Here is a 22985-nt window from a genome sequence, read left to right as displayed (position 1 = left end):
ATGAAATTGTCACCAAATTTTTACCAAAACCGAGTTTGCTTGAACGTACTGGCTGGCAGCCATCAAAACGCGAAAGACATCTACCAAGCCGCTGAGACTTATGTTGTTGTTGGCGTTTTATCGAAAAACTACCCTGATTTAGCCAGTGCGATAGCGGATATGCGTATTTATGCACAAGAAACCGACAATGCACTTTCTGTTGGTTTAGGTGCGGGTGATCCGAACCAATCCACCATGGTTTCATTGATTTCAAAGGAAATTCAACCACAGCACGTCAACCAAGTATTTACTGGCGCGCCAATTAGCCGTGCATTACTTGGACAAGATGAAACCTTCGTCAACGCCCTAGTCTCCCCAAGCGGCACCATTGGTATGGTAAAAATCTCTACGGGCCCACTCAGCTCTCAAGCACCAGAGGGTATCGTTCCTGTTGAAACAGCGATCATGATGTTAAAAGACATGGGGGCTAGCTCAATCAAGTTCTTCAATATGAAAGGATTAACCTATATTGAGGAATATAAAGCTGTTGCAGAAGCCTGTGCTAAATTTGATTTTTCTTTAGAACCAACTGGTGGCATTGATTTAGAAAATTTCCCACAAATTCTCCAAATCGCCCTCGACGCTGGCGTGAAGAAGATCATTCCACATATTTACAGCTCAATTATTGATAAAGAAAGCGGCGACACCCGCCCAGACGATGTGCGTAAGCTACTAGAAATGGTTAAACAAGCTGTTAAGTAACCATTAGAAAGCCGTAAGAAGTAAGAAATTATTCTTTTTTAACCAGTTAAAAAAACACTGGGAATTTTTTCTAAATAATTCGAGTTGTGGCAAGGCGGCAAGACGAAGACATCCCTAGGAGCATACAAAAGTATGTGACTAGGGTGGCTGAGTGAAGCCAACGCAGTCACGGCTTGAAGTATGACGAAAAAATTGGAGCATACATAAAGTATGTGACTAAGGTGGTTGAGTGAAGCCAACGCAGTTACGGCTTGAAATATGAAGAGAGGCCCACCGCTGAAAGCAGTGGGCTGATTATTTGAAAGAGTTGGCCGATAAGCCGGGTTCTGTCGTGGACAACCATTCATCTAGGCCAGCACTTGCGCACTGGCTCCAGCAACCTACCCGGGTTCAATGCGGGCCGCACCATATGAACCCCTATTTGGTCTTGCTCCGGGTGGAGTTTACCGTGCCACGAACTGTTGCCAGCCGCGCGGTGCGCTCTTACCGCACCCTTTCACCCTTACCTGATCCTGTAAACAGGCCATCGGCGGTTTGCTCTCTGTTGCACTAGTCGTAGGCTTGCGCCTCCCAGACGTTATCTGGCACCCTGCCCTGCGGAGCCCGGACTTTCCTCCCCTCTATCCGTCTCCCCCGAAAGGACTACGATAAAGCAGCGGTTGTCTGGCCAACTCCGAGGCGGATTATAAGCACTTTAGTGTGCCATGTATAGAGGTTTATACTCGTCATACTTCAAGTTGCAGGGTTGTTGGCTACCTGCACCTCGAATTATCTTGAGTATATAAAGTTATTCCTCAGTATTTGCTTTATCAAGCATCAACTTATAAAGACGATTCTTCTTCAAGCCATAAATTTCAGCGGTGATCGCTGCCGCTTTTTTGGGTGGTAGCTCTTGCTGCAATAGATTCAACGTACGGATCACATCAGGCGAAATTTCGTCTTCTTCTATATTGGCTTTATAGCCTTCAACAATCAGGACCATTTCACCACGATGGCGATTTTCATCTTCTTTAACCCACGCTAGCAACTCACCCACAGGGCGCCCTTCAATCGATTCCCACGTTTTGGTAATTTCTCGAGCCAATACAACGTGGCGTTCAGGCCCCCACACCTCAACCATATCTGCTAGACTATCGAGTAAACGGTGCGTTGATTCATAAAAAATTAATGTACGCGTTTCATGTTCAAGCGCCTTAAGAACATCTTTGCGGCCTTTACTTTTTGCTGGCAAGAAACCCTCATAGCAGAAGCGATCAGAGGGTAAACCTGCTGCACTAAGAGCCGTAATCGCAGCGCAAGCGCCGGGCAATGGAACAACACGAATACCAGCTTCACGGCAACGAGTGACCAGATGATAGCCAGGATCATTAATTAAAGGTGTACCTGCATCGGAAACTAATGCGATACTATCGCCCTGTTGAAGTCTGCTAATTAATTGATCTGCCTTCTGCTGTTCATTATGATCATGCAAGGCGAACATACGTGCATTGATGGCGAAGTTTTGTAATAGCATGCCTGAATGCCGCGTATCTTCAGCAGCGACAAGGTCAACATGTTTAAGAACATCCAGCGCACGTTGCGTGATATCGCCCATATTACCGATAGGGGTAGGCACAATATACAGCGTGGATGCCATAACCACTGCTTGATTAGGTTGATTCATTGTTTCATCCGAATAGCCGGTTTAAAATTAAGCAACTGAAAATACACCACTGGATACAGTATGCGTCCTTCAATTTTTTTGCATGTAAAAAAAGGGTTAGTCTGCACAGCAATGCTATCTGCTTTAGTGTTGTCTGGCTGTCAACTCAAAGGGGATAACAAAGCACCAATCACCCCGACGACACCTGAACAAATTAGCTCCGAAGTGAGTCGTTATCAGTCTATCATTGATTCTGCGCAGGGTAAGCCTTCTATTGATGTCTTACGTGCCTACATTAGCCAAGAAACGTTACTCACCGAGCCAACCGCTCGCCAAGCCAATATTGATGGCACATGGCAGATGTTAACACAAATGACCCCTAATCAGGTTGATGGGATTGGCGCAGATGAAACAACCTTGGCTGGTTGGGTCGATTTACTCGATATTTACCTCAATAATCGTGATGATGCAGCGGCACTCAAAGCAGGTGTTGATGATTGGAAAGTTCGCTATGCGGAGCACCCTGCGGCACAAACGCCTCCTAATCAGTTAATGCAATCCACACAGCCTCCTGTTGGCAAAACCCCGAAAATTGCACTTTTTCTGCCAATGAGTGGTCAAGGCAAAGTATTTGGTGAAGCCATCATGCAAGGTTTTATGGATGCACAAAAAGGTTTACCGCAAGCACCAGCAACCACGGCTACACCTGTATCGACTGCCGAGCCAGCCAGTAATAACGATGTATTAGATCAAATCTATGCAGAAGTCGCAGCGGCAACAGGTAATAGCAGCACAGCCAATGATACAGCCAATGATAATGATGTCGTCAATTCTTCATTACGCATTGCATCAACCCCGGCCAATAGCCAAAGTGTCAAAGTATTTGATACTAATGGCAAACAACTTCCACAGTTGTTACAACAAGCACAAAGTGAAGGCTTTAATTTAGTGGTTGGTCCGTTACTCAAACCTGAAGTTCAAGCCATTGCACAATCAGGCTCACCACTGAGCGTATTAGCGTTAAATGAGCTAGATGCTGACAAGCTACAGCCTCGTCCAAACTTATGCTATTTTTCATTATCACCTGAAGATGAAGCTAAAAATGCAGCTGCTCACATAATGGCTGATGGCAAACGAGCACCACTGATTTTAGTACCATCCAATGATTTCGGTCAGCGTGTTGCTAAAGCTTTCGCTCAAGAGTGGCAATCTAAAGGTGGTTCAACAGTATTGATGCAATCTTTTGGCTCTGTTGCCTCATTAAAAGAATCGATCAATCGCGGAGCGGGTATTCGCATGACAGGCACACCTGTTATCGTCAATAGCCAGTCGAAAGCACAATCAATTGATGGTCAAGATTACCCTGCGATTTCTCAGCCTGAACCACAAGTTGGCTCATCTGACGCGGTTGATTCGGTGTATATTGTTGCAACACGTGATGAACTGACACTCGTCAAACCAATGATTGAAATGGCAATTAGTAGCCGTCAACGCCCAGCTATTTATGCAAGTTCTCGTAGCAACCAAGCAGGTAATGGTGCTGATTATCGTTTTGAAATGGATGGCGTCAAATTCAGTGATATCCCACTGTTAGCAGGCGCGAACAATAATTTACGTAAACAAGCACAACAAAAGTTAGGCAATGATTATTCGCTGTTACGTCTTTACTCTTTAGGCATAGATGCTTGGTCACTCGCAAACAACTATGATCAGCTACAACATAACAATCAATTCCGCTTACAAGGTGCTTCAGGGGCTTTAACCGTGGATAATAATTGCGTTGTCTATCGTGATCTACCTTGGTTGCAGTTCAGCCAAGGGCAAATCAAATTGGCAAAATAATCTTGCCTAGCAATTAGAATAATTGCTAACTTTTCAGACAAGGACGTCATGAAACCGCTTAAAAAAACATTAAAATGGTTAACAGGCCGATACTACGAAAACCAAGTATTGGTCTTCCTGCAACAACAAGGGTTAACATTTATTGAACGAAACACCAGAAACCGCCACGGTGAAATCGATCTTATCATGCGTGATAACTCTGGTTGGGTCTTTGTAGAAGTACGTTTTCGTCAAAACGAGCAATATGGTGGAGCGGTACTGTCAGTCGATCCACGCAAACGCAAAAAATTACTCGCAGCGGCTAAATATTGGCTTGCCGAAAGACAAGAAAGCTTCGAAACTACCGCATGTCGTTTTGATATCTGTGCAATTACTGATAGTCAGTTTGAGTGGATACAGAATGCCTTTAACGATAGTGAACATGTTGGTTAATTTCACAGGAAAATAAGCAAGTGCTGGATAGAATTAAAGTCTGTTTTACTGAAAGTATTCAAACTCAAATAGCGGCGGCAGAGGCTCTGCCAGATGCTATATCGCGAGCAGCAATGATGATGGTTCAATCGCTGCTAAATGGTAACAAAATTTTGTGCTGCGGTAATGGTGCATCTGCAGCAACGGCACAACGCTTTGCGGCTAGCATGATCCATCGGTTTGAAACAGAGCGCCCAAGCCTTCCTGCGCTCGCACTAAACACGGACAATGCCGTTTTAACCGCGATTTCTGGTAGCAAACAACCAACAGAAATATATGCTAAACAGGTTAGAGCCCTCGGTCAGCATGGTGATGTTTTAATGGCGATTTCAACCCATGGTAATAGCGGTGATATTATCAAAGCCGTTGAAGCTGCTGTCACGCGTGATATGACAATTGTTGCACTAACCGGTTATGATGGCGGTGAGCTTGCTGGCCTATTAGGGCCTCAAGATGTTGAAATTCGCATCCCATCACAACGTAGTGTCAGGATCCAAGAGGTCCACCTTCTTACAGTGAATTGTCTATGTGATCTGATAGATAATACACTTTTCCCCCATCAGGATGATTAAGGAGCAAAAATGCGATTACTCCCCATAGTAGCCATCGTCGTTAGCATGACAATGCTGCAAGGCTGTATCGGTGCCGCTGTAGTAGGTTCCGCTGCTGTTGCCACCAAAAGTGCCACAGATCCACGATCTGTCGGTCAGCAAGTTGATGATGGCACACTAGAAGCTCGTGTTAGTGGCCAATTAAATAAAGATAAAGACATTACAGGTAAAGCACGCATTATTGCGACTGCCTATAAAGGAAATGTTCTACTCACAGGTCAGAGCCCTGATCTATCATGGGCTGAGCGCGCAAAACAAATCACTGCCAACGTTGATGGAACCAGCGCAGTTTACAACGAAGTTCGCCAAGGTGAACCTGTTGATTTAGGAACAGCATCAAAAGATACATGGATAACCACTAAGGTTAAGTCCAAGATCCTGACAAGTGATGCAGTGAAATCATCAAGTGTTAAAGTGATTACTGAAAACGGTGAAGTTTTCCTGTTAGGCGTTCTAACTAAACAAGAAGGCGATGCAGCAGCTAAAATTGCCAGTGAAACCGATGGTGTTCGTCGAGTAACGACTGCATTCACCTATCTTAATTAATCATAAACAATAATATATTGTTATAAAATGAAAAGTCATGAGTGAAAATTCATGACTTTTTTTATTTTTTCGGGCCCACGTCATTATTTTTCAGATAATTCCTACCACCAAGAAGGTACATTTGATTCAAGATCCACGCCTGTCTCTTTAACACATAAGAAGATGGTGATTTCACCTTAAATCGATGAGGATTTGGTAAAACCGCTGCTAATAAGGCAGCTTCTTCCATAGTTAATTGATTTGCTGACTTTTTAAAGAATTGTTTTGATGCCTCTTCCACACCAAAAATTCCGTCACCAAACTCTACAATATTCAAATAAACTGTCAGAATCCGTGTTTTAGACCATAAAACCTCCATAATTGGAGTCATAGCAGTTTCTAGGCCTTTTCTTATCCAGCTTCGTCCATCCCACAACCATAAGTTTTTTACAGTTTGTTGAGAGATTGTAGACGCCCCTCTTACTGTACTTTTTTTACTCATATTGTGTTTATAAGCTTTCTCTATTGCTTCGAGATCAAAACCCCAGTGATGAGGAAAATTTTGATCTTCCGCTGCAATTACAGCCAAGTACAAGTAAGGAGAAATGTGATTTTCATCAACCCATTCAGAACGAGAAACATAAGAAAAATTTAACAATGACCATGAAGATAACTGTCTTTCTATCATGACAGCTGAAAATGGCACTGGGAGGAATTTAAATGCAATCACAGTTAAAAACCAAAAAGCGACTAATGAAAGCAAAATTCGCTTTAACCAGTACCATAATCGAGAAATGAGATTCATCATAAGGTGAATTACGCCATTTCTAATACTTTCTCAACGAGTTTATTAATCCCAATCTCAGCCTCAGAGATTGATTGAGCCAGCATATAAGCAGGTGTTGTCACAACTTTATTAGTATGATCAACTACAATATTATCCACGCTACATGTAATATGCTTACCACCCATCTTTTCAATCTGAGCAATCGTTTCCGGATCATTGCCAATAGTTAATTCAACTGATGTATTTAATAGCTTGGGTAACATCACCGGAGCAATACACATCAGCCCTAATGGCTTTTTTTGCTGATGCATTTGCTGTACTAAACTTAATAGTTCTTTATTAATTTCACACTCGCTTCCACGTGTCGCAAAATCACATAAATTCTTTGCCGCACCAAAACCACCAGGAATTATAAGGGCATCTAGCTTATTAGCATCCGCAGAGGACAAAGGCGCTATTTTACCACGCGAAATACGTGCAGCCTCCTCCATTTGATTACGATTATCTGTTTTTGTCTCACCGTTAACATGATTGATAACAGTAGCTTGACTTTCATTAGGTGCAAAAAAGTGAACTTCAGCATTATTTTTACTCAAAGAAAGCATAGTTAATACTGACTCATGGATCTCACTTCCATCGAAAACACCACATCCACTTAAAATAACCGCAATTGATTTCATATCTTGCTCCATTTGTAGTAAATTATCTCTGTACCGCAAAAAGGGAATAAACATCAATCTTCATCACAGATTTTAATGAATCTTGTAACAAAATCGCTAATATTTGGTATCTTGGTGTTATTCTCTAAAGCAGTAAACAGATTATAAAGGTCTGCCCAGAAAGAAAACCATAGGTAGATCAACGTTTTCCCTGGTGTTGGCGCAGTATTCGCGCACCCCAACTTCGGTTGGGGTTATTTTTTTGTACGTCCATCAACGTAGTTTCTCAAAGTTTCTATATCTGACTTCCAATCTTGTTTCAACTCATCTACCCATTCTTGAACATTATCCCACCAAGCAGGCAATTCAGGGGATTGGATCTGTTGCGCAATTTTTTGCAAATTTTTCAAACCAACAGAGCCAGCTGCGCCTTTAATTTTATGTGCTTCTTCGACAATCCCTTTCTGATCTTTCGCTACCATGTTTGAATCTAAAATCGCTAAATAGCCAGGGATCATCTTCTCAAATACCTCAAGGCCATCATAAATCAATTTAGGGCCGACTAGCTCCATATACTGCTCAAGCATCTCACAATCTAAAATGGCATCGTTTTTATCCACTGAGGCGTCTTGTACGCTATTTTGAGAAGTTTCTTGTGCATGCTCACCCCAGAACTGCTCAATTACCTGTTTAAGCGCAGTCACCGATAGAGGCTTACTTAAAACGCCATCCATTCCTGAATCAAAGTACTCTTTTTTATCTTTCAGCACATTGGCGGTTAAAGCAATCAATGGTGGTAAGTCATCTTTGCTGTAACGCTGATTCAGCTCACGAGCAATATCCATACCCGTCATATCGGGAAGTTGAATATCCAGTAGCACCAAGTCATATTCACCCGGTGCAAATAGCGATAATGCCTCTTTGCCATTCATCGCCACATCCACGGTGTTGCCGAGTTTTTCTAACACTGAGCATGCTACAACCACATTCAGCTCGATGTCTTCAACCAACAAAATATGCAACGCAGGCAATGGGTAATCATCGTCGCTTTCCTGTGGATCAATAATCTCTTCTTCAACCACTGGTGCCACAATGGAAAGTGTGAATGTAGAGCCTTGGCCAATTTCACTTTCCACTTGAATGTCTCCACCCATATTTTGCGCTAAGCGGCGCGATACTGATAAACCAATTCCAGTTCCTGTTGCAGGTTTCCCACCAGCACTATCGGTCACTTGATAATACATAGCAAAAATTTTATCCAACTCATCTTTCGGGATGCCAATACCACTGTCTTGAACACGGAAAAACAGCTTATCGTCCCCTTCACGCCAAATACTTAACTTAACTTCCCCTTGCTGAGTAAATTTGACGGCATTACCAATCAGATTCCACAATATTTGCCGTAAGCGCGTACCATCTGTAAGCACTTTTTCTGGCAGCCCAGCGGCTACATCCATAACAAATTTGAGCCCTTTTGGTTGCACCAAAAGGCCGCTTAAGTTTTCTAGGTCATTAACAAATTGAGGTAATGCAACCGGTTGATTATCCAACTGCACTTTACGACGTTCAATTTTATCCATTTCAATCACGTCGTTAAAAATATTGCCTAATGTCACCGCACTGACATGAATAGTTTTTAAATAATTCATTTGCTCAGTCGTGAGGTCTGTATCAAGCAAGATACGGCTTAACCCAACAATGCCGTTAAGTGGTGTACGCAGCTCATGGCTAATAGTAGAAATAAAGGTGGTTTTATCCCTACTTGCGTTCTCTAACGCCTCTTGGTAACGCTTACGCTCCGTGATATCGCGTCCAAAACCCATAAGCCCATGTCGCTTGCCTACGCGATCATAAAAAGGCACTTTGCGTAATTCAAAACAGGCTTTTCGCCCATCAGGGTAAACAAGCCATTGCTCATAAGTTAACGAAACATTGTGGCGGAAAACTTTCTCATCCGTTTCCATCACCTTTGAGGCAATTTCGACATCATAAATATCGAGTGGTGTGAGTCCAACAAGGTGTTTTTCACTTTTACCTGTCAGTAATTCCATCGCACGGTTACAACCCGAAAATTCATTATTTTCATTGCGGTAATAAACCAGATCAGGGGATGCATCGAGAAATGAACGTAGCAAAACCGATTGCTGCTCCAACTCAATTTGAGTCTGCTCTCGGTGCTTCATCTCCTGCTTAAGTTGTTCCAGTAGCTCGAGGTGAGCACTCTCAGCTTTCTCTCGTTCAAGGATTTCTTGATTTAATTGTTCAATGTTGCCTTGCAATTGCGTATTCAATTCGGCATCACGCTTACGCATCACCTCTAATTTATCTACCATCCGGGAAAGACGCTGTCGAGATTCTTCAAGTTGCTCAACAACTACGGATAAAAAATAAACTGCCAATGGCGTAATAATTAAACCAAAGAAAATAGAGCCAACCAGATCAAGGCTATCAACCTGACCTCGCAGCACAATCGTAACGGCCATTTGCATTATCATTGCAAGTACAACTAATGCAGATGCTAGCAAAAGTGAAAACCTGACTAAGCCAAGCTTCATCATAAGATCGACATAATACTGCGCAAGACCACGAAGTACTTTCATAACCCCCCCTCAATATGTTCCTTGCTAAATCATATATCAATTAATGCAGGCTCGAATAATTGTTGATAAAAAATGTCGATCTTGCGCATTAATCAAGGTGGATTTCAGTCACTCACACATACTTTATCAATGATAGATTCGTATAATTGATATTAAAATTCCCATATTCCAAAATAAAATAAAGCGTTACATAGCCTAACTTAACCCATATAGCCTATCATAAAATGATAATATATTTTTATATTTCAATGACATAAGTATTTTTTATGTTCATTACCTATATTATTAATTTTATAAAACGGCAAAAAACAAAATAAAAAACCACATAGATAGAAAAATGCAAAACATTAGGTTGATTAATAAGTAAAACTCAATAGAGATACATTAAAAAACACAAATTTGATAGTGATGTATATCACAGTATCCCAGAAAACCAGACCTCTATCACAAAAGCATTTTTAGTGACTTTTTCTTTCATAATCAAATAAATGACATTATTTTATATCGCAAATAATGTTTATTACGCATTATTTGACCTAGAAAAAGAATCTCGCTAATTTAAAACCTTACCGTGTACCGCCCTCTCTTCTGATGACGTATACATAATAATTATCCCCACACACTGTTTATTTTATTAAAAATGGAAAACAGCGGCTTATTGACGCTGTTGTTTGGTGTGCGCAGAAGATGGAACACGGTTAATAGTTAGCAAATAAATGGGTAAGCAATGTTGTAGTTAGGAAAGCGATGAAGATGGGAGAAGATGCACATGCTGTATAATCGAAAACTAGAAAAAGACAATTGTGGCTTCGGCCTGATCGCCCATATAGAAGGCGAGCCTAGCCATAAAATTGTTAGAACTGCGATCCACGCCCTGGCTAGAATGCAGCATCGTGGTGCAATCCTTGCTGACGGCAAAACTGGTGATGGCTGCGGATTGCTATTACAAAAACCTGACCGTTTCTTTCACCTAGTCGCTGAAGAACATGGATGGCGTTTAGCTCGTAACTACGCAGTAGGGATGATTTTCCTTAGCCAAGACGAAGCTATTGCTGCTGACTGCCGCCGCATTATTGAAGAAGAAATTTTAGATGAAACCCTTGCTATTGTTGGCTGGCGAGAGGTTCCCATTAATCGTGATATTCTAGGTAGTATCGCTCTTTCTAGCCTACCTAAAATCGAGCAATTATTTATTAATGCCCCCGCGGGTTGGCGCCCTCGCGATCTTGAAAGGCGTCTGTTTGTGGCTCGTCGACGTATAGAAAAACGCATTACAGATAGCGATTTTTATATTTGCAGCCTCTCAAACCTCGTCACGATTTACAAAGGGTTATGCATGGCTACTGACTTGCCTCGCTTTTTCCCTGATTTGGCTGACTTACGTATGGAGTCGGCTATCTGCTTATTCCATCAACGATTTTCAACCAATACTGTACCACGTTGGCCTCTCGCACAACCATTCCGCTACTTAGCACACAACGGTGAAATCAATACCATTACAGGTAACCGCCAATGGGCGCGAGCGCGTTCGTACAAATTTCGTACCCCACTGATCCCTGATTTGCAGTCTGCGGCGCCTTTTGTCAATGAAACTGGTTCCGACTCCAGTTCTCTCGATAACATGTTAGAGCTCCTGCTAAATGGTGGGATGGATCTGATCCGCGCAATTCGCTTATTAGTTCCACCAGCGTGGCAAAATAACCCTGATATGGATGATGACCTCAAAGCTTTCTTTGATTTCAACTCAATGCATATGGAACCTTGGGACGGCCCTGCCGGTCTGGTGATGTCTGATGGGCGCTATGCCGCCTGTAACCTTGACCGTAATGGTTTACGTCCAGCACGTTATGTGATCACAAAAGATAAACTCATCACCTGTGCTTCCGAAGTGGGTATTTGGGATTACCAACCTGATGAAGTGGTTGAAAAAGGCCGTGTGGGGCCCGGTGAATTGATGCTTATCGACACCCAAGAAGGACGGATCCTGCATAGTGCTGAAACCGATAATGACCTAAAAAGCCGTCACCCTTATAAATCATGGCTAGAAAAAAACGTTATCCGCCTAACCCCGTTTGAATCGATGAAACAAGAGCAAAACGCGATTGGACAACGTTCGATGGATAACCAAACACTAGCTGCCTATCAAAAACAATTTGCCTACACTAGCGAAGAACTCGAGCAAGTCATTCGTGTGCTTGGTGAAAATGGCCAAGAAGCGACGGGTTCAATGGGTGACGATACCCCTTTTGCGGTACTATCACAGCGCCCACGCGTACTCTATGACTATTTTAGGCAGCTGTTTGCACAGGTCACCAACCCTCCAATTGACCCACTGAGGGAAGCACATGTCATGTCACTTGCTACCTGTATTGGTCGTGAAATGAATGTGTTCTGTGAGGCAGAAGGCCAAGCCCATAGGCTCAGCTTTAAATCACCGATTTTACTCTATTCTGATTTTCAGCAGTTACATCAACAAGACAGCCGTTATTACAAAATAGAAACCGTTGATATCACTTATCAACCAGCGACTTTTTCTTTAAAACAAGCGATTGAACAGCTCTGTGAAGAGGCACAACAAAAAGTACGAGATGGTGCTGTCATGTTAGTCCTTTCTGATCGCAAAATTTCACCTGAACGCTTGCCTATCCCTGCGGCAATGGCAGTTGGGGCAATACAGCATTGTTTAGTGGAAAATAATTTACGTTGCGATGCTAACCTAATCGTTGAAACTGCCAGTGCTCGAGATCCCCACCATTTCGCCGTACTACTAGGCTTTGGCGCAACCGCTATTTACCCTTACTTAGCTTACGAATCCCTAGCTGCCATGTCTGAAGGGCAATTATTTGATAAGCCACTCAATAAAGTACTCTTAAATTATCGTAATGGTATCAACAAAGGGCTATACAAAATCATGTCGAAAATGGGTATTTCGACAATTGCCTCGTACCGTTGCGCTAAATTGTTTGAAGCGGTTGGGCTACATGAAGAGGTCACGCAGCTGTGCTTTGATGGTGTTGTAAGTCGGATCAGTGGAGCGAGTTTTAGTGACTTTGAATTAGACCTGTTTAATTTATCACGTAAAGCATGGCTACCACGTCTCCCCATCGAACAAGGTGGGTTGCTCAAATATATGCATAATGGTGAATACCACGCCTATAACCCTGATGTAGTTAAAACACTGCAACAAGCCGTCCATAGTGGCGATTACGATGATTATTTGAAATATGCGCAGCTAGTCAATCACCGTCCAGCTGCAACATTTCGTGATCTGTTGAATTTAAAAACTGCCGCTAATGCCATTTCGTTAGAGGATGTCGAACCAGAAGAAGCACTATTCTCACGTTTCGATACTGCTGCAATGTCAATTGGAGCATTAAGCCCTGAGGCGCATGAGGCATTAGCGATTGCGATGAACACATTGGGTGGTTTCTCCAATTCAGGTGAAGGCGGTGAAGATCCTGCTCGTTATGGCACCCAAAAACGTTCACGTATTAAACAAGTGGCCTCAGGCCGTTTTGGTGTGACTCCTGCCTACTTGGTGAATGCAGATGTTATCCAAATAAAAGTTGCACAAGGTGCAAAACCGGGTGAAGGCGGCCAACTACCGGGTGATAAAGTCACCCCTTATATCGCGCGTTTACGTTACTCGGTGCCCGGTGTCACCTTAATATCACCACCACCACATCATGATATTTATTCAATCGAAGACTTAGCACAGCTGATCTTTGACCTTAAACAAGTCAACTCTAAGGCATTAATTTCGGTAAAACTGGTATCAGAGCCGGGTGTTGGCACCATTGCAACAGGGGTCGCTAAGGCCTATGCAGACTTGATCACCGTTGCTGGTTACGATGGCGGCACGGGTGCTAGCCCTATATCATCAGTGAAATACGCGGGGTCCCCATGGGAACTCGGCCTTGTTGAAACCCAACAAGCGCTGGTGGCTAATGGCTTACGTCATAAGATCCGTCTACAAACCGACGGCGGCCTGAAAACAGGGTTAGATATTATCAAAGCCGCTATTTTAGGTGCTGAAAGCTTTGGTTTCGGTACAGGCCCGATGGTTGCCCTCGGCTGTAAATATTTACGTATATGCCACCTCAATAACTGTGCTACTGGTGTTGCAACTCAAGATGATACTTTGCGCCAACATCACTATCACGGTTTACCTGAACGTGTGATCAACTACTTCCGCTTTATTGCGAGAGAAACGCGTGAACTTATGGCTACATTAGGAGTAACTAAACTCACTGATTTAATCGGTCGTACTGATTTACTTGAAATTATTGAAGGTACAACAGCAAAACAAAGCAAAATTAACCTACAAAGTTTGTTAGAAACCAGCGAACCTCATGTTGGTGCCGCCGTTTTTTGTACCGAAAATAATCCTCCTTTTGATGAAGGGCTCCTTAATCAACGTATTGTGCGTGATGCAGAACCTTATTTGGCCCAAAAACAGTCAAAAACCTTTTTCTATGACATCATGAATACCGATCGTTCAATTGGTGCTGCCTTATCAGGGGAAATCGCTCGCCGCTTTGGTGATCAAGGTTTTGCTGCTACTCCACTGCAATTCTGTTTTACAGGTACTGCTGGGCAAAGTTTCGGTGTATGGAATGCAGGTGGCGTTGAACTCATCTTAACGGGTGATGCTAATGACTATGTTGGCAAAGGTATGACAGGAGGGATCATCGCTATCCGCCCACCAGTTGGCTCTTCATTTGCAACCCATAAAACAACCATTGCAGGTAACACCTGTCTATATGGCGCAACAGGCGGTAAACTCTATGCGGCGGGGCTGGCGGGTGAACGTTTTGCCGTTCGTAACTCAGGCGCAACAGCGGTGATCGAAGGCATCGGTGACAATGGCTGTGAATATATGACTGGCGGGATCGTATGTGTACTCGGAAATACAGGGATCAACTTTGGTGCTGGCATGACTGGCGGTTTTGCTTATGTACTTGATGAAGAAGAAAACTTTTCACGTCGTGTCAATAATGAAATGGTTGAATTATTGTCTGTGAATGATTTACCGATCCATGCGGAACATCTGCGTGGACTAATTACCGAACACGTTCGCTTAACACACTCAGCACGTGGTGAAACCATTTTAGCTGACTGGGAGAGTTGGGTTAGCCGTTTTGCATTAGTGAAGCCAAAATCAAGTGACGTTAATGCACTATTAGGCCATCGTAGCCGTTCAGCCGCTGAATTGCGCGTACAAGCACAGTAAGGAGAGAAAAATGAGCCAGAATGTTTATCAATTTATCGACTTACAACGTGTTGATCCGCCCAAAAAAACCTTAAACGTACGTAAAATTGAGTTTGTTGAAATTTATGAGCCGTTTAGCGCCATTCAAGCACAAACGCAGGCTGATCGTTGTCTTTCCTGTGGCAACCCTTACTGTGAATGGAAATGCCCTGTTCACAACTATATTCCTAATTGGCTGAAGTTAGCCAATGAGGGGCGTATTATTGAAGCAGCAGAGCTTTCTCATCAAACTAACAGTCTACCTGAAGTGTGTGGGCGAGTTTGCCCTCAAGATCGCCTCTGTGAAGGTGCTTGTACACTGAATGACGACTTTGGCGCTGTCACCATCGGCAATATTGAACGCTATATTAACGATACTGCGTTTGCTATGGGCTGGCGTCCCGACCTTTCTCATGTTGTTCCTGTCAATAAACGAGTCGCTATCATTGGCGCTGGCCCCGCTGGACTAGCTTGTGCAGATGTATTAGCACGTAATGGTGTGCAAGCAGTCGTTTATGATCGCCATCCTGAAATTGGTGGGTTACTCACTTTTGGCATTCCCGCTTTCAAACTTGAAAAAGAAATTATGATCCGTAGAAGGGAAATTTTTACTTCAATGGGGATCGAGTTCAAACTCAATACTGAGGTTGGGAAAGATATTTCTTTAAATAGTTTAATCGATGAATATGACGCAGTATTCATTGGTACAGGTACTTATCAGTCGACTAAAGGGCAATTAGCCAATGAGAATGCCAAAGGTGTTCACGATGCCTTACCTTATCTTATTGCAAATACACGTCGCCTGATGGAGTTCGATAATCAGCCAGACACGCCTTATACCGATCTTAAGAACAAACGAGTCATCGTACTTGGCGGAGGCGATACCGCGATGGATTGCGTAAGAACGGCTATTCGTCAAGGCGCAAAAAAAGTCAGTTGTGCCTATCGCCGCGACGAAGCAAGCATGCCTGGCTCACCAAGAGAAGTGAAAAATGCCCGCGAGGAAGGTGCTGAGTTTTTATTTAACCTACAACCACTCAGTATTGAAGTTGATCAGCAAGGTAATGTGTGTGGTGTGAAAGTCATCAAAACACAGATGGTTAAGACAAAGGAAGGCCGCTCTCAAGTTGAAGCTATCGAAGGTTCAGAGCATTTACTACCAGCTGATGCGGTCATCACTGCGTTTGGTTTCCGTCCACATGCGATGCCATGGCTTGCTGAGCATGGTGTTCAATTAGATAACCAAGGGCGTATTATTGCCAGCAGTGATGACTTGCTATCCTATCAAACTTCAAACCCCAAAATATTTGCCGGAGGCGATATTGTGCGTGGTTCTGATTTAGTGGTTACTGCAATTGCCGAAGGACGCAAGGCCGCTGATGGGATATTGTGTTTTATGGGCGTTTAAAACAAAAGGCAGAGGGCTTATCCTCTGCCTAAACATTTCTACTATATATTACTTGATAACTCTGAGAGAAGGCCGACCCTTAGGTGGTGGCGTTGGTTCATCATCTGGCGGTGTGTGATCATCACTTATTGTCTCAGACTCATGAACTAACGTTATGCCCTCAGCTGGTTTATCTTCAACCACTTCAAGCTCTGCTGATTGCTGCTCTTCATAAGCGGTTTCAGGTTCAAACATCATACCCGCACCGTTTTCTCGTGAATAGATAGCAATAATTGCCGCCATAGGCACATATACTTGGCGAGGTACACCACCAAATCGCGCATTAAAACGAACTTCGTCATTGGTGATCTCAAAGTTACCCACAGCACGTGGCGCTACGTTCAAAACAATTTGCCCATCACGTGCAAATTCCATTGGAACGAGGGTATTTGGAACGGTGACATCAACCACCAAATGCGGTGTCATATCGTTATCGAGCAACCATTCATAGTGTGCTCGTAACAAATAGGGGCGTCGAGGTGTCATTGGCGCCATTTCCATCATGCCACTTAGCCTCGTGCCGAAAGACGCATTTCGCGTTCTAATTCGGTTAATGACGCTAAGAATGCATCACGTTCGAAAACACGTTGCATATACATTTGCAGATGTTTGCTGCTAGATGGCTTCAGCTCAATACCAAGCACTGGCAAACGCCATAATAGTGGCGCTAAGTAACAATCAACTAAACTGAACTCATCACTCATAAAGAAAGGCATTTCAGCAAAAACAGGAGAAACTGCGATTAGCTCTTCAGCCAATTGGCGACGTGCATTATCAGCTTCTTGTGCATTACCTTTCTCGATTTTGCTCATCAGAGAATACCAGTCTTTTTCTATACGATGCATCAATTGGCGGCTTGTACCACGCGCAACTGGATATACAGGCATCAGAGGTGGATGAGGAAAACGCTCATCAAGGTATTCCATGATAATGTGTGGGTCATATAGGGTCAGATCACGGTCAACAAGAGTCGGGACACTCTGGTATGGGTTTAGATCGATCAGGTCTTGAGGCAGATGACCTTGTTCGACATGCTCAATCTCAACGCTAACCCCTTTTTCAGCCAGAACAATACGGACTTGATGACTAAAAATGTCGGTTGGGCCTGAAAATAATGTCATTACCGAACGTTTGTTAGGAGCGACAGCCATTAAAACCTCCAAGTTGCATAAAATGAGCTAAACGGTAACTGATTTGCAATCATTACCCGCTCGCCCATTAAAATCCCCTGTGCAAAAACTTTCATGAGATCCATTTAGAAAGTCAGCACAACCCTCTCGCGTTAATATGGCGAGAAATTAGAAAATAAAAAGCAGTCGCATATTCTAGCAGATTTTGTACAACTTAGGGTGACATTGGTGAAAAAATCATAACTAAATATCATTTAATTTATACCAACAACCACAATTTAGATAATTAACCTAACTAAAGCCGGATTAGCAGACCAAAAACCCTAAAGCAAACTCTAAGGTTATTACTGGCTATCAAAACAATTCAGGGGAAAATAATCTTTTCACCAATATATTTTCTTTTATTTCGTTGTTTTAACACTTTCATAAACAAAAATACATTTGAATGGTTAACTACGCATTTAGTTATGAAAAATATCGTTGTTAAAGAAGCTAGTACTCAACCTAAATTTTTGCCAATAAAAAACCCGCCATAAAGACGGGTTTTTTCATCAATTTTATGCCCAAAGGGCAATAAATTAACGTTTGGAGAACTGTGGACGACGACGTGCTTTACGCAGACCCACTTTCTTACGTTCAACAGAACGCGCATCACGGGTAACGAAACCAGCTTTACGCAGATCAGAACGAAGAGTCTCATCATAAGCCATCAGTGCACGAGTGATACCGTGACGGATTGCGCCAGCCTGACCTGAAATACCGCCACCTTTAACAGTGATGTACAGATCCAGTTTTTCCAACATTTCAACCAGCTCTAACGGCTGACGAACAACCATGCGCGCAGTTTCGCGACCAAAGTATTGTTCCAGTGTACGTTGATTGATTGTGATGTTACCGCTACCCGGCTTAATAAAGACACGAGCAGATGAGCTTTTGCGGCGACCAGTGCCGTAGTATTGATTTTCAGCCATTGCTTATAATCCCGATTAAATGTCAAGAACTTGCGGCTGTTGAGCCGCGTGGTTGTGCTCATTACCTGCGTAAACTTTCAGTTTACGGTACATTGCACGACCCAGAGGTCCTTTTGGCAACATGCCTTTAACCGCGATTTCAAGCACACGCTCAGGACTGCGAGCAATCATTTCTTCGAAAGTTGCTTGCTTGATTCCACCTACATGGCCAGTGTGGCGATAGTAGATTTTGTCTTCGCGTTTTTTGCCGGTAACAGCAATTTTTTCTGCATTCAGAACGATGATGTAATCACCAGTATCCACATGCGGAGTATATTCCGCTTTATGCTTACCGCGCAGACGGCTAGCAATTTCAGTTGCAAGACGGCCTAATGTTTTGCCATCTGCATCAACAACGTACCAGTCGCGTTTTACGGTCTCTGGTTTAGCTGTAAAAGTTTTCATTAAAACTTACCCAATATTGAAGTTACACGTTGGTGAACACTCATGTTCATAAACTTTGTGAGGTTCACACGACTCTTGTCCAGCAAACCCACCCCTTCGAGCAGCCTAGCCGGCATTATGCGATATTTCTTGGGAAATAAAAAACATCGCTGTAACGTGGGGTCGCAAGATTATAGAGAAGTCAGCAACAAAAATCGACCCCAAAACACATTTTTTTTCACTACATTAAGATTAGCTGCCTTTTTGTACAAATACCAATCATCTTATCTAGTCTACCTTTAAGATAAATGCGGTATTTTCAAATACTCTTCGCTTTGCATCTCTTGTAAACGTGATAGACAGCGTTGGTACTCGAACGTGAGCAAATTGCCTTGATAAATCTGCTCCATCGGAACCTGAGCATTAATAATCAGTTTTACTTTGCGTTCATAGAACTCATCTACTAAGGCTAAAAAACGCCGAGCAGCATTTTCTTCTTTAACCCCTAAAGCAGGCACGTCATACAGCAAAACAGTGTGATAACAATTAGACAGATAAATATAGTCATTTTGACTGCGAGCTTCTTCACAAAGCGCTTTAAAACCGATAGCCAATACCCCTTCTGCGGAACTTATCGCCTGCATCTTTCGATGGTTAACGTCTAACACTGGGTTTTGCTCCCCTGCTTTGCCAGCTAATTTAACAAACGTTTCATTTAAATGTTGTCGGCTTTCATCATTGATTGGGGATAAATAAAGATGCGCTTGAGTCAAGGTACGTAATCGATAGTCAACACCTGCATCAACATTCATTACGTCACAATATTTTTTGATTTGATCGATAGCAGGTAAAAAACGCGCACGTTGCAGCCCATTTCGATAAAGATCATCAGGGATAATATTCGATGTTGCCACTAGTGTGATACCACGGGCAAATAACCCTTCAAGTAGCGTGCCTAAAATCATCGCATCCGTAATATCAGAGACAAAAAACTCATCAAAACACAAAATATCAGTCTGTTTTTTAAATTCATCAGCAATGATATCTAATGGGTTTTCTTGCCCTTGCAAAGCCATTAAATCTTCTTGGACTTTTTTCATAAATCGATGAAAATGCAAACGCAATTTACGATTGCTAGGTAGGCTTTCATAGAACATATCCATCAGCCACGTTTTACCGCGCCCAACACCACCCCACATATATAGCCCTTGAATGGGTTCTTGAGTATTAGTTTGTTTTTTACCCAGAAGACGATCTAAACGCCCTTTTAACCCCGAAGGCTTTTTATTTTGTTCATTTGTAGAGGATGTTGCGACCAACTGCTGATAAATTTCATTTAAACGTTCAACAGCACGTTTTTGCACGTTATCAGGCTGATAGTTACCTTCAGCAAGAGCCTGTTGATAACGCATAGTGGGAGTCATCGGCGACATTAACTGAATAATCCTTAAAAAATTTTCGGTTTTTTTACCGTTATATGGTATACACTGGCCTCATTATAACCAGATTCATTTATTATTTAACGTTTAGTTAACGGGTACTGAAAACACGAGGAATTTTGCCTTAGTATTCCGCCCGTTAACAGGTATAATAATAGATAGCCAAGCTTAATTTCTGCGAACAGTGAAGTAAACGAAGGAGTCAGCATGACCTGGGAGTATGCACTAATTGGATTAGTTATTGGTTTCATCATCGGCGCACTGGTTGTTCGTTATGGTAACCCAAAACTTCGCCAACAAAAGACAGCACAAGCTGAATTAGACAAGAAAAGCACAGAACTAGAAGAGTATCGTAAAGAGCTCGTTGGCCACTTTGCTCGCAGTGCTGAGTTACTGGATAATATGGCTCGTGACTACCGTCAACTGTATCAACATATGGCACAAAGTTCTTCTGAACTGATGCCAGACATGCCTGCGCAAGACAATCCATTTAATTATCGCCTCACCGAATCAGAAGCTGATAATGATCAAGCGCCGGTCAAAATGCCACCAAGGGATTATTCAGATGGTGCATCAGGGCTATTTCGTCCTATCGACGAAAAAGAGAAGTAGCCCATTCTATTCACCAGTAAATCTATTTACTGGTGAAAGATTATTGGCTGGATAGCCATTCACCAGCCAAAGACCAAATATCATTTTTCATACACACAAAAACGACGTGTATACTGCTATAAAACTATCGATTAAATATATTCTACGCGATATCATTTCATTTAAAATATTTCTTTTTATTTCAAAACTGTATAGAAGTTAAAGCCCCATCAACAAGTCATGTAAATAGATGTAAAAGAATCAATAGTCACTATCCGTTGTATGAACTTTTGCGCATAATCCATGGTCATAGTTATCAGTAAAATCAAATATCGTGATTAACGTAGCCTTGCTACAACCTGATAAATTTTATTCTTAAGAGAATCTACGGAATGATGAAAAGAAAAAATTTCTTTCTCACTGCTGCGGCAATGAGTCTAGGGTTATCCCTTTCAGTATTACCTTCTGTAAGCAGTGCAGCTTTACCTGCAACATTACCAGCGACAGCACAAAGCCAAAATATGCCTAGCTTGGCACCAATGTTAGAAAAAGTTCTGCCTGCTGTTGTTAATATTCATGTGTCAGGTACTCGCGTACAAAACCAACAGATCCCTGAAGAGCTGAAATTCTTCTTTGGTCCAAATGTTCCTTCACAGCAACAAAGTGTTAGGCCGTTTGAGGGCTTAGGCTCTGGTGTCATTATTGATGCAACACAAGGCTATATCCTTACCAATAACCACGTTATTGATGGCGCAGATAAAATCCAAATTCAGTTAAATGATGGTCGTGAAATTGATGTCAAATTGATTGGTAAAGACGCGCAAACAGACATTGCCTTACTGAAAATCAGCAATGCAAAAGATATCAAAAACCTAACTGCAGTTAGCATCGCTGATTCTGACAAATTACGTGTTGGTGACTTCGCTGTTGCAGTTGGTAACCCATTTGGCTTAGGCCAAACAGCTACCTCTGGGATCATTTCAGCATTGGGTCGTAGTGGCCTAAACCTTGAAGGCTTAGAAAACTTTATTCAGACCGATGCTTCAATTAACCGTGGTAACTCAGGCGGCGCGCTAGTTAACCTCAACGGTGAATTGATCGGTATTAATACGGCAATTTTAGCACCTGGCGGTGGTAATATCGGTATCGGCTTCGCGATACCAAGTAATATGGCGAAAAACCTGAGCGAGCAATTGATCAAACATGGCGAAGTGAAACGCGGCATTTTAGGTATCAAAGGTACTGAAATGAATTCCGACATCGCGAAAGCCTTCAACATCGATGCACAACGCGGTGCGTTCGTTAGTGAAGTACTGCCGAAATCATCTGCTGCCAAAGCTGGTATCAAATCAGGTGACGTACTCGTCTCTGTTGATGGTAAACGTATCAATAGCTTTGCTGAATTAAGAGCGAAAATTGGAACTAGCCAAATCGGAAAAGAAATCACGATTGGTCTGATCCGTTCAGGGAAACCACTCGATGTTAAAGTGGTTTTAGAAAATGATGAAGGCGAAGCAACCAAAGCAGAAAAATTGAGTGAATCACTGCTTGGTGCAACCTTATCTAACGCGACAATCAGCAATACAAAAGGTGTACAGATTGACAGCGTAGCACCTAAGTCTCCTGCTGCTGCGGTTGGTTTAGTTAAAGGTGACTTGATCTTCGGTGTGAACGATATTCGCGTTGAAAATATTGATCAGTTCCGCAAAGTGATTGACGGCAAGCCACCTGTACTGGCAATGAAAGTGCTGCGTGGTGGCGAAACTCTGTATTTGCTGATGAAAAACTAATTTACAGCGCTATACGACTAAAAGCTAAAAACAGGCACAGTACCCACTGCTGTGCCTGTTTTTTT

17 protein-coding genes, 1 other RNA gene and 1 pseudogene are annotated in these 22985 nt (G+C 42.6%); 9 read left to right on the top strand and 10 right to left on the bottom strand.

The features are described from left to right. Positions 1-741, top strand: coding sequence for a 2-dehydro-3-deoxy-phosphogluconate aldolase (gene dagF / locus AC3Z9T_RS15110; RefSeq protein WP_490126926.1), 741 nt, complete (start codon positions 1-3; stop codon positions 739-741). A gap of 299 nt (positions 742-1040) precedes the next feature. On the opposite strand, the gene rnpB is transcribed toward dagF, so the two are convergent. Continuing rightward, an RNA gene (rnpB, locus tag AC3Z9T_RS15105) (RNase P RNA component class A) lies at positions 1041-1416 on the bottom strand. A gap of 112 nt (positions 1417-1528) precedes the next feature. Beyond that, entirely contained in the window at positions 1529-2404 is an 876-nt protein-coding gene (rsmI, locus tag AC3Z9T_RS15100) for a 16S rRNA (cytidine(1402)-2'-O)-methyltransferase (protein WP_490126925.1), read from the bottom strand. Positions 2405-2464: 60 nt separating this feature from the next. Between rsmI and AC3Z9T_RS15095 the strand changes: the two genes are divergently transcribed. The 4 genes from AC3Z9T_RS15095 to dolP are packed head-to-tail and all read left to right on the top strand — an operon-like array spanning position 2465 to position 5853. Next, entirely contained in the window at positions 2465-4225 is a 1761-nt protein-coding gene (locus tag AC3Z9T_RS15095) for a penicillin-binding protein activator (protein WP_490126924.1), read from the top strand. Between the two features lie 48 nt (positions 4226-4273). Continuing rightward, positions 4274-4657 (top strand): YraN family protein, encoded by a 384-nt coding sequence (locus tag AC3Z9T_RS15090; protein ID WP_490126923.1) that lies wholly within the window; start codon positions 4274-4276, stop codon positions 4655-4657. A 20-nt stretch (positions 4658-4677) separates the two neighbouring features. Continuing rightward, positions 4678-5268 carry a DnaA initiator-associating protein DiaA gene (diaA, locus tag AC3Z9T_RS15085; protein ID WP_490126922.1) on the top strand — a complete coding sequence of 197 codons (591 nt, stop codon included), beginning with the start codon at positions 4678-4680 and terminating at the stop codon, positions 5266-5268. A 9-nt stretch (positions 5269-5277) separates the two neighbouring features. After that, on the top strand, positions 5278-5853 hold the full coding sequence (gene dolP, locus AC3Z9T_RS15080; protein ID WP_490126921.1) for a division/outer membrane stress-associated lipid-binding lipoprotein: 576 nt from the start codon (positions 5278-5280) through the stop codon (positions 5851-5853). A gap of 61 nt (positions 5854-5914) precedes the next feature. On the opposite strand, the gene mtgA is transcribed toward dolP, so the two are convergent. The 3 genes and pseudogenes from mtgA to arcB form a co-directional block, all read right to left on the bottom strand. After that, positions 5915-6640 (bottom strand): monofunctional biosynthetic peptidoglycan transglycosylase, encoded by a 726-nt coding sequence (mtgA, locus tag AC3Z9T_RS15075; protein WP_490126920.1) that lies wholly within the window; start codon positions 6638-6640, stop codon positions 5915-5917. An 8-nt stretch (positions 6641-6648) separates the two neighbouring features. Beyond that, the gene (gene elbB / locus AC3Z9T_RS15070; RefSeq protein WP_490126919.1) at positions 6649-7299 is read right to left on the bottom strand and encodes an isoprenoid biosynthesis glyoxalase ElbB; all 651 of its coding nucleotides are present in this window, start codon (positions 7297-7299) and stop codon (positions 6649-6651) included. A gap of 178 nt (positions 7300-7477) precedes the next feature. Beyond that, positions 7478-9878: pseudogene (gene arcB, locus AC3Z9T_RS15065) on the bottom strand (aerobic respiration two-component sensor histidine kinase ArcB). A gap of 769 nt (positions 9879-10647) precedes the next feature. Here arcB and gltB point away from each other — a divergent pair. Next, entirely contained in the window at positions 10648-15111 is a 4464-nt protein-coding gene (gene gltB / locus AC3Z9T_RS15060; RefSeq protein ID WP_490126918.1) for a glutamate synthase large subunit, read from the top strand. A 10-nt stretch (positions 15112-15121) separates the two neighbouring features. Further along, a complete protein-coding gene (locus AC3Z9T_RS15055) occupies positions 15122-16537 on the top strand; it encodes an FAD-dependent oxidoreductase (RefSeq protein WP_490126917.1) in 1416 nt (471 codons plus the stop codon). Positions 16538-16585: 48 nt separating this feature from the next. Here the strand turns inward: AC3Z9T_RS15055 and sspB are convergent, their stop codons facing one another. The 5 genes from sspB to zapE all read right to left on the bottom strand — a co-directional run bounded on the left by sspB (position 16586) and on the right by zapE (position 20533). Beyond that, positions 16586-17077 carry a ClpXP protease specificity-enhancing factor gene (gene sspB, locus AC3Z9T_RS15050; protein ID WP_490127088.1) on the bottom strand — a complete coding sequence of 164 codons (492 nt, stop codon included), beginning with the start codon at positions 17075-17077 and terminating at the stop codon, positions 16586-16588. A gap of 8 nt (positions 17078-17085) precedes the next feature. Beyond that, the gene (sspA, locus tag AC3Z9T_RS15045) at positions 17086-17727 is read right to left on the bottom strand and encodes a stringent starvation protein SspA (RefSeq protein ID WP_490126916.1); all 642 of its coding nucleotides are present in this window, start codon (positions 17725-17727) and stop codon (positions 17086-17088) included. A gap of 557 nt (positions 17728-18284) precedes the next feature. Continuing rightward, positions 18285-18677 carry a 30S ribosomal protein S9 gene (gene rpsI / locus AC3Z9T_RS15040; protein ID WP_004258235.1) on the bottom strand — a complete coding sequence of 131 codons (393 nt, stop codon included), beginning with the start codon at positions 18675-18677 and terminating at the stop codon, positions 18285-18287. A gap of 15 nt (positions 18678-18692) precedes the next feature. Beyond that, positions 18693-19121, bottom strand: coding sequence for a 50S ribosomal protein L13 (gene rplM / locus AC3Z9T_RS15035; protein WP_006814213.1), 429 nt, complete (start codon positions 19119-19121; stop codon positions 18693-18695). 278 nt (positions 19122-19399) lie between these two features. After that, complete coding sequence (gene zapE, locus AC3Z9T_RS15030) at positions 19400-20533, bottom strand: cell division protein ZapE (RefSeq protein WP_490126915.1); 1134 nt, start codon at positions 20531-20533, stop codon at positions 19400-19402. Positions 20534-20746: 213 nt separating this feature from the next. Between zapE and zapG the strand changes: the two genes are divergently transcribed. Both zapG and AC3Z9T_RS15020 read left to right on the top strand, forming a co-directional pair. Then, positions 20747-21151 (top strand): Z-ring associated protein ZapG, encoded by a 405-nt coding sequence (gene zapG / locus AC3Z9T_RS15025; RefSeq protein ID WP_070928933.1) that lies wholly within the window; start codon positions 20747-20749, stop codon positions 21149-21151. A 374-nt stretch (positions 21152-21525) separates the two neighbouring features. Further along, entirely contained in the window at positions 21526-22920 is a 1395-nt protein-coding gene (locus AC3Z9T_RS15020; protein ID WP_490127087.1) for a Do family serine endopeptidase, read from the top strand. The last annotated feature ends 65 nt before the right edge of the window (positions 22921-22985 follow it).

It is taken from the genome of Providencia sp. 6390 (genome assembly GCF_058148425.1).
The sequence above is the reverse complement of the archived record's forward strand: the minus strand, read 5'-3'. Positions and strand labels throughout refer to the sequence as shown.

Excerpts from the sequence above, each read along its gene's own strand:
- dagF (WP_490126926.1), top strand. The coding sequence starts at position 1 with ATGAAATTGTCACCAAATTTTTACCAAAACCGAGTTTGCTTGAACGTA.
- rsmI (WP_490126925.1), bottom strand. The coding sequence starts at position 2,404 with ATGAATCAACCTAATCAAGCAGTGGTTATGGCATCCACGCTGTATATT.
- AC3Z9T_RS15095 (WP_490126924.1), top strand. The coding sequence starts at position 2,465 with ATGCGTCCTTCAATTTTTTTGCATGTAAAAAAAGGGTTAGTCTGCACA.
- AC3Z9T_RS15090 (WP_490126923.1), top strand. The coding sequence starts at position 4,274 with ATGAAACCGCTTAAAAAAACATTAAAATGGTTAACAGGCCGATACTAC.
- dolP (WP_490126921.1), top strand. The coding sequence starts at position 5,278 with ATGCGATTACTCCCCATAGTAGCCATCGTCGTTAGCATGACAATGCTG.
- mtgA (WP_490126920.1), bottom strand. The coding sequence starts at position 6,640 with ATGATGAATCTCATTTCTCGATTATGGTACTGGTTAAAGCGAATTTTG.
- elbB (WP_490126919.1), bottom strand. The coding sequence starts at position 7,299 with ATGAAATCAATTGCGGTTATTTTAAGTGGATGTGGTGTTTTCGATGGA.
- gltB (WP_490126918.1), top strand. The coding sequence starts at position 10,648 with ATGCTGTATAATCGAAAACTAGAAAAAGACAATTGTGGCTTCGGCCTG.
- AC3Z9T_RS15055 (WP_490126917.1), top strand. The coding sequence starts at position 15,122 with ATGAGCCAGAATGTTTATCAATTTATCGACTTACAACGTGTTGATCCG.
- sspB (WP_490127088.1), bottom strand. The coding sequence starts at position 17,077 with ATGGAAATGGCGCCAATGACACCTCGACGCCCCTATTTGTTACGAGCA.
- sspA (WP_490126916.1), bottom strand. The coding sequence starts at position 17,727 with ATGGCTGTCGCTCCTAACAAACGTTCGGTAATGACATTATTTTCAGGC.
- rpsI (WP_004258235.1), bottom strand. The coding sequence starts at position 18,677 with ATGGCTGAAAATCAATACTACGGCACTGGTCGCCGCAAAAGCTCATCT.
- rplM (WP_006814213.1), bottom strand. The coding sequence starts at position 19,121 with ATGAAAACTTTTACAGCTAAACCAGAGACCGTAAAACGCGACTGGTAC.
- zapE (WP_490126915.1), bottom strand. The coding sequence starts at position 20,533 with ATGTCGCCGATGACTCCCACTATGCGTTATCAACAGGCTCTTGCTGAA.
- zapG (WP_070928933.1), top strand. The coding sequence starts at position 20,747 with ATGACCTGGGAGTATGCACTAATTGGATTAGTTATTGGTTTCATCATC.
- AC3Z9T_RS15020 (WP_490127087.1), top strand. The coding sequence starts at position 21,526 with ATGAAAAGAAAAAATTTCTTTCTCACTGCTGCGGCAATGAGTCTAGGG.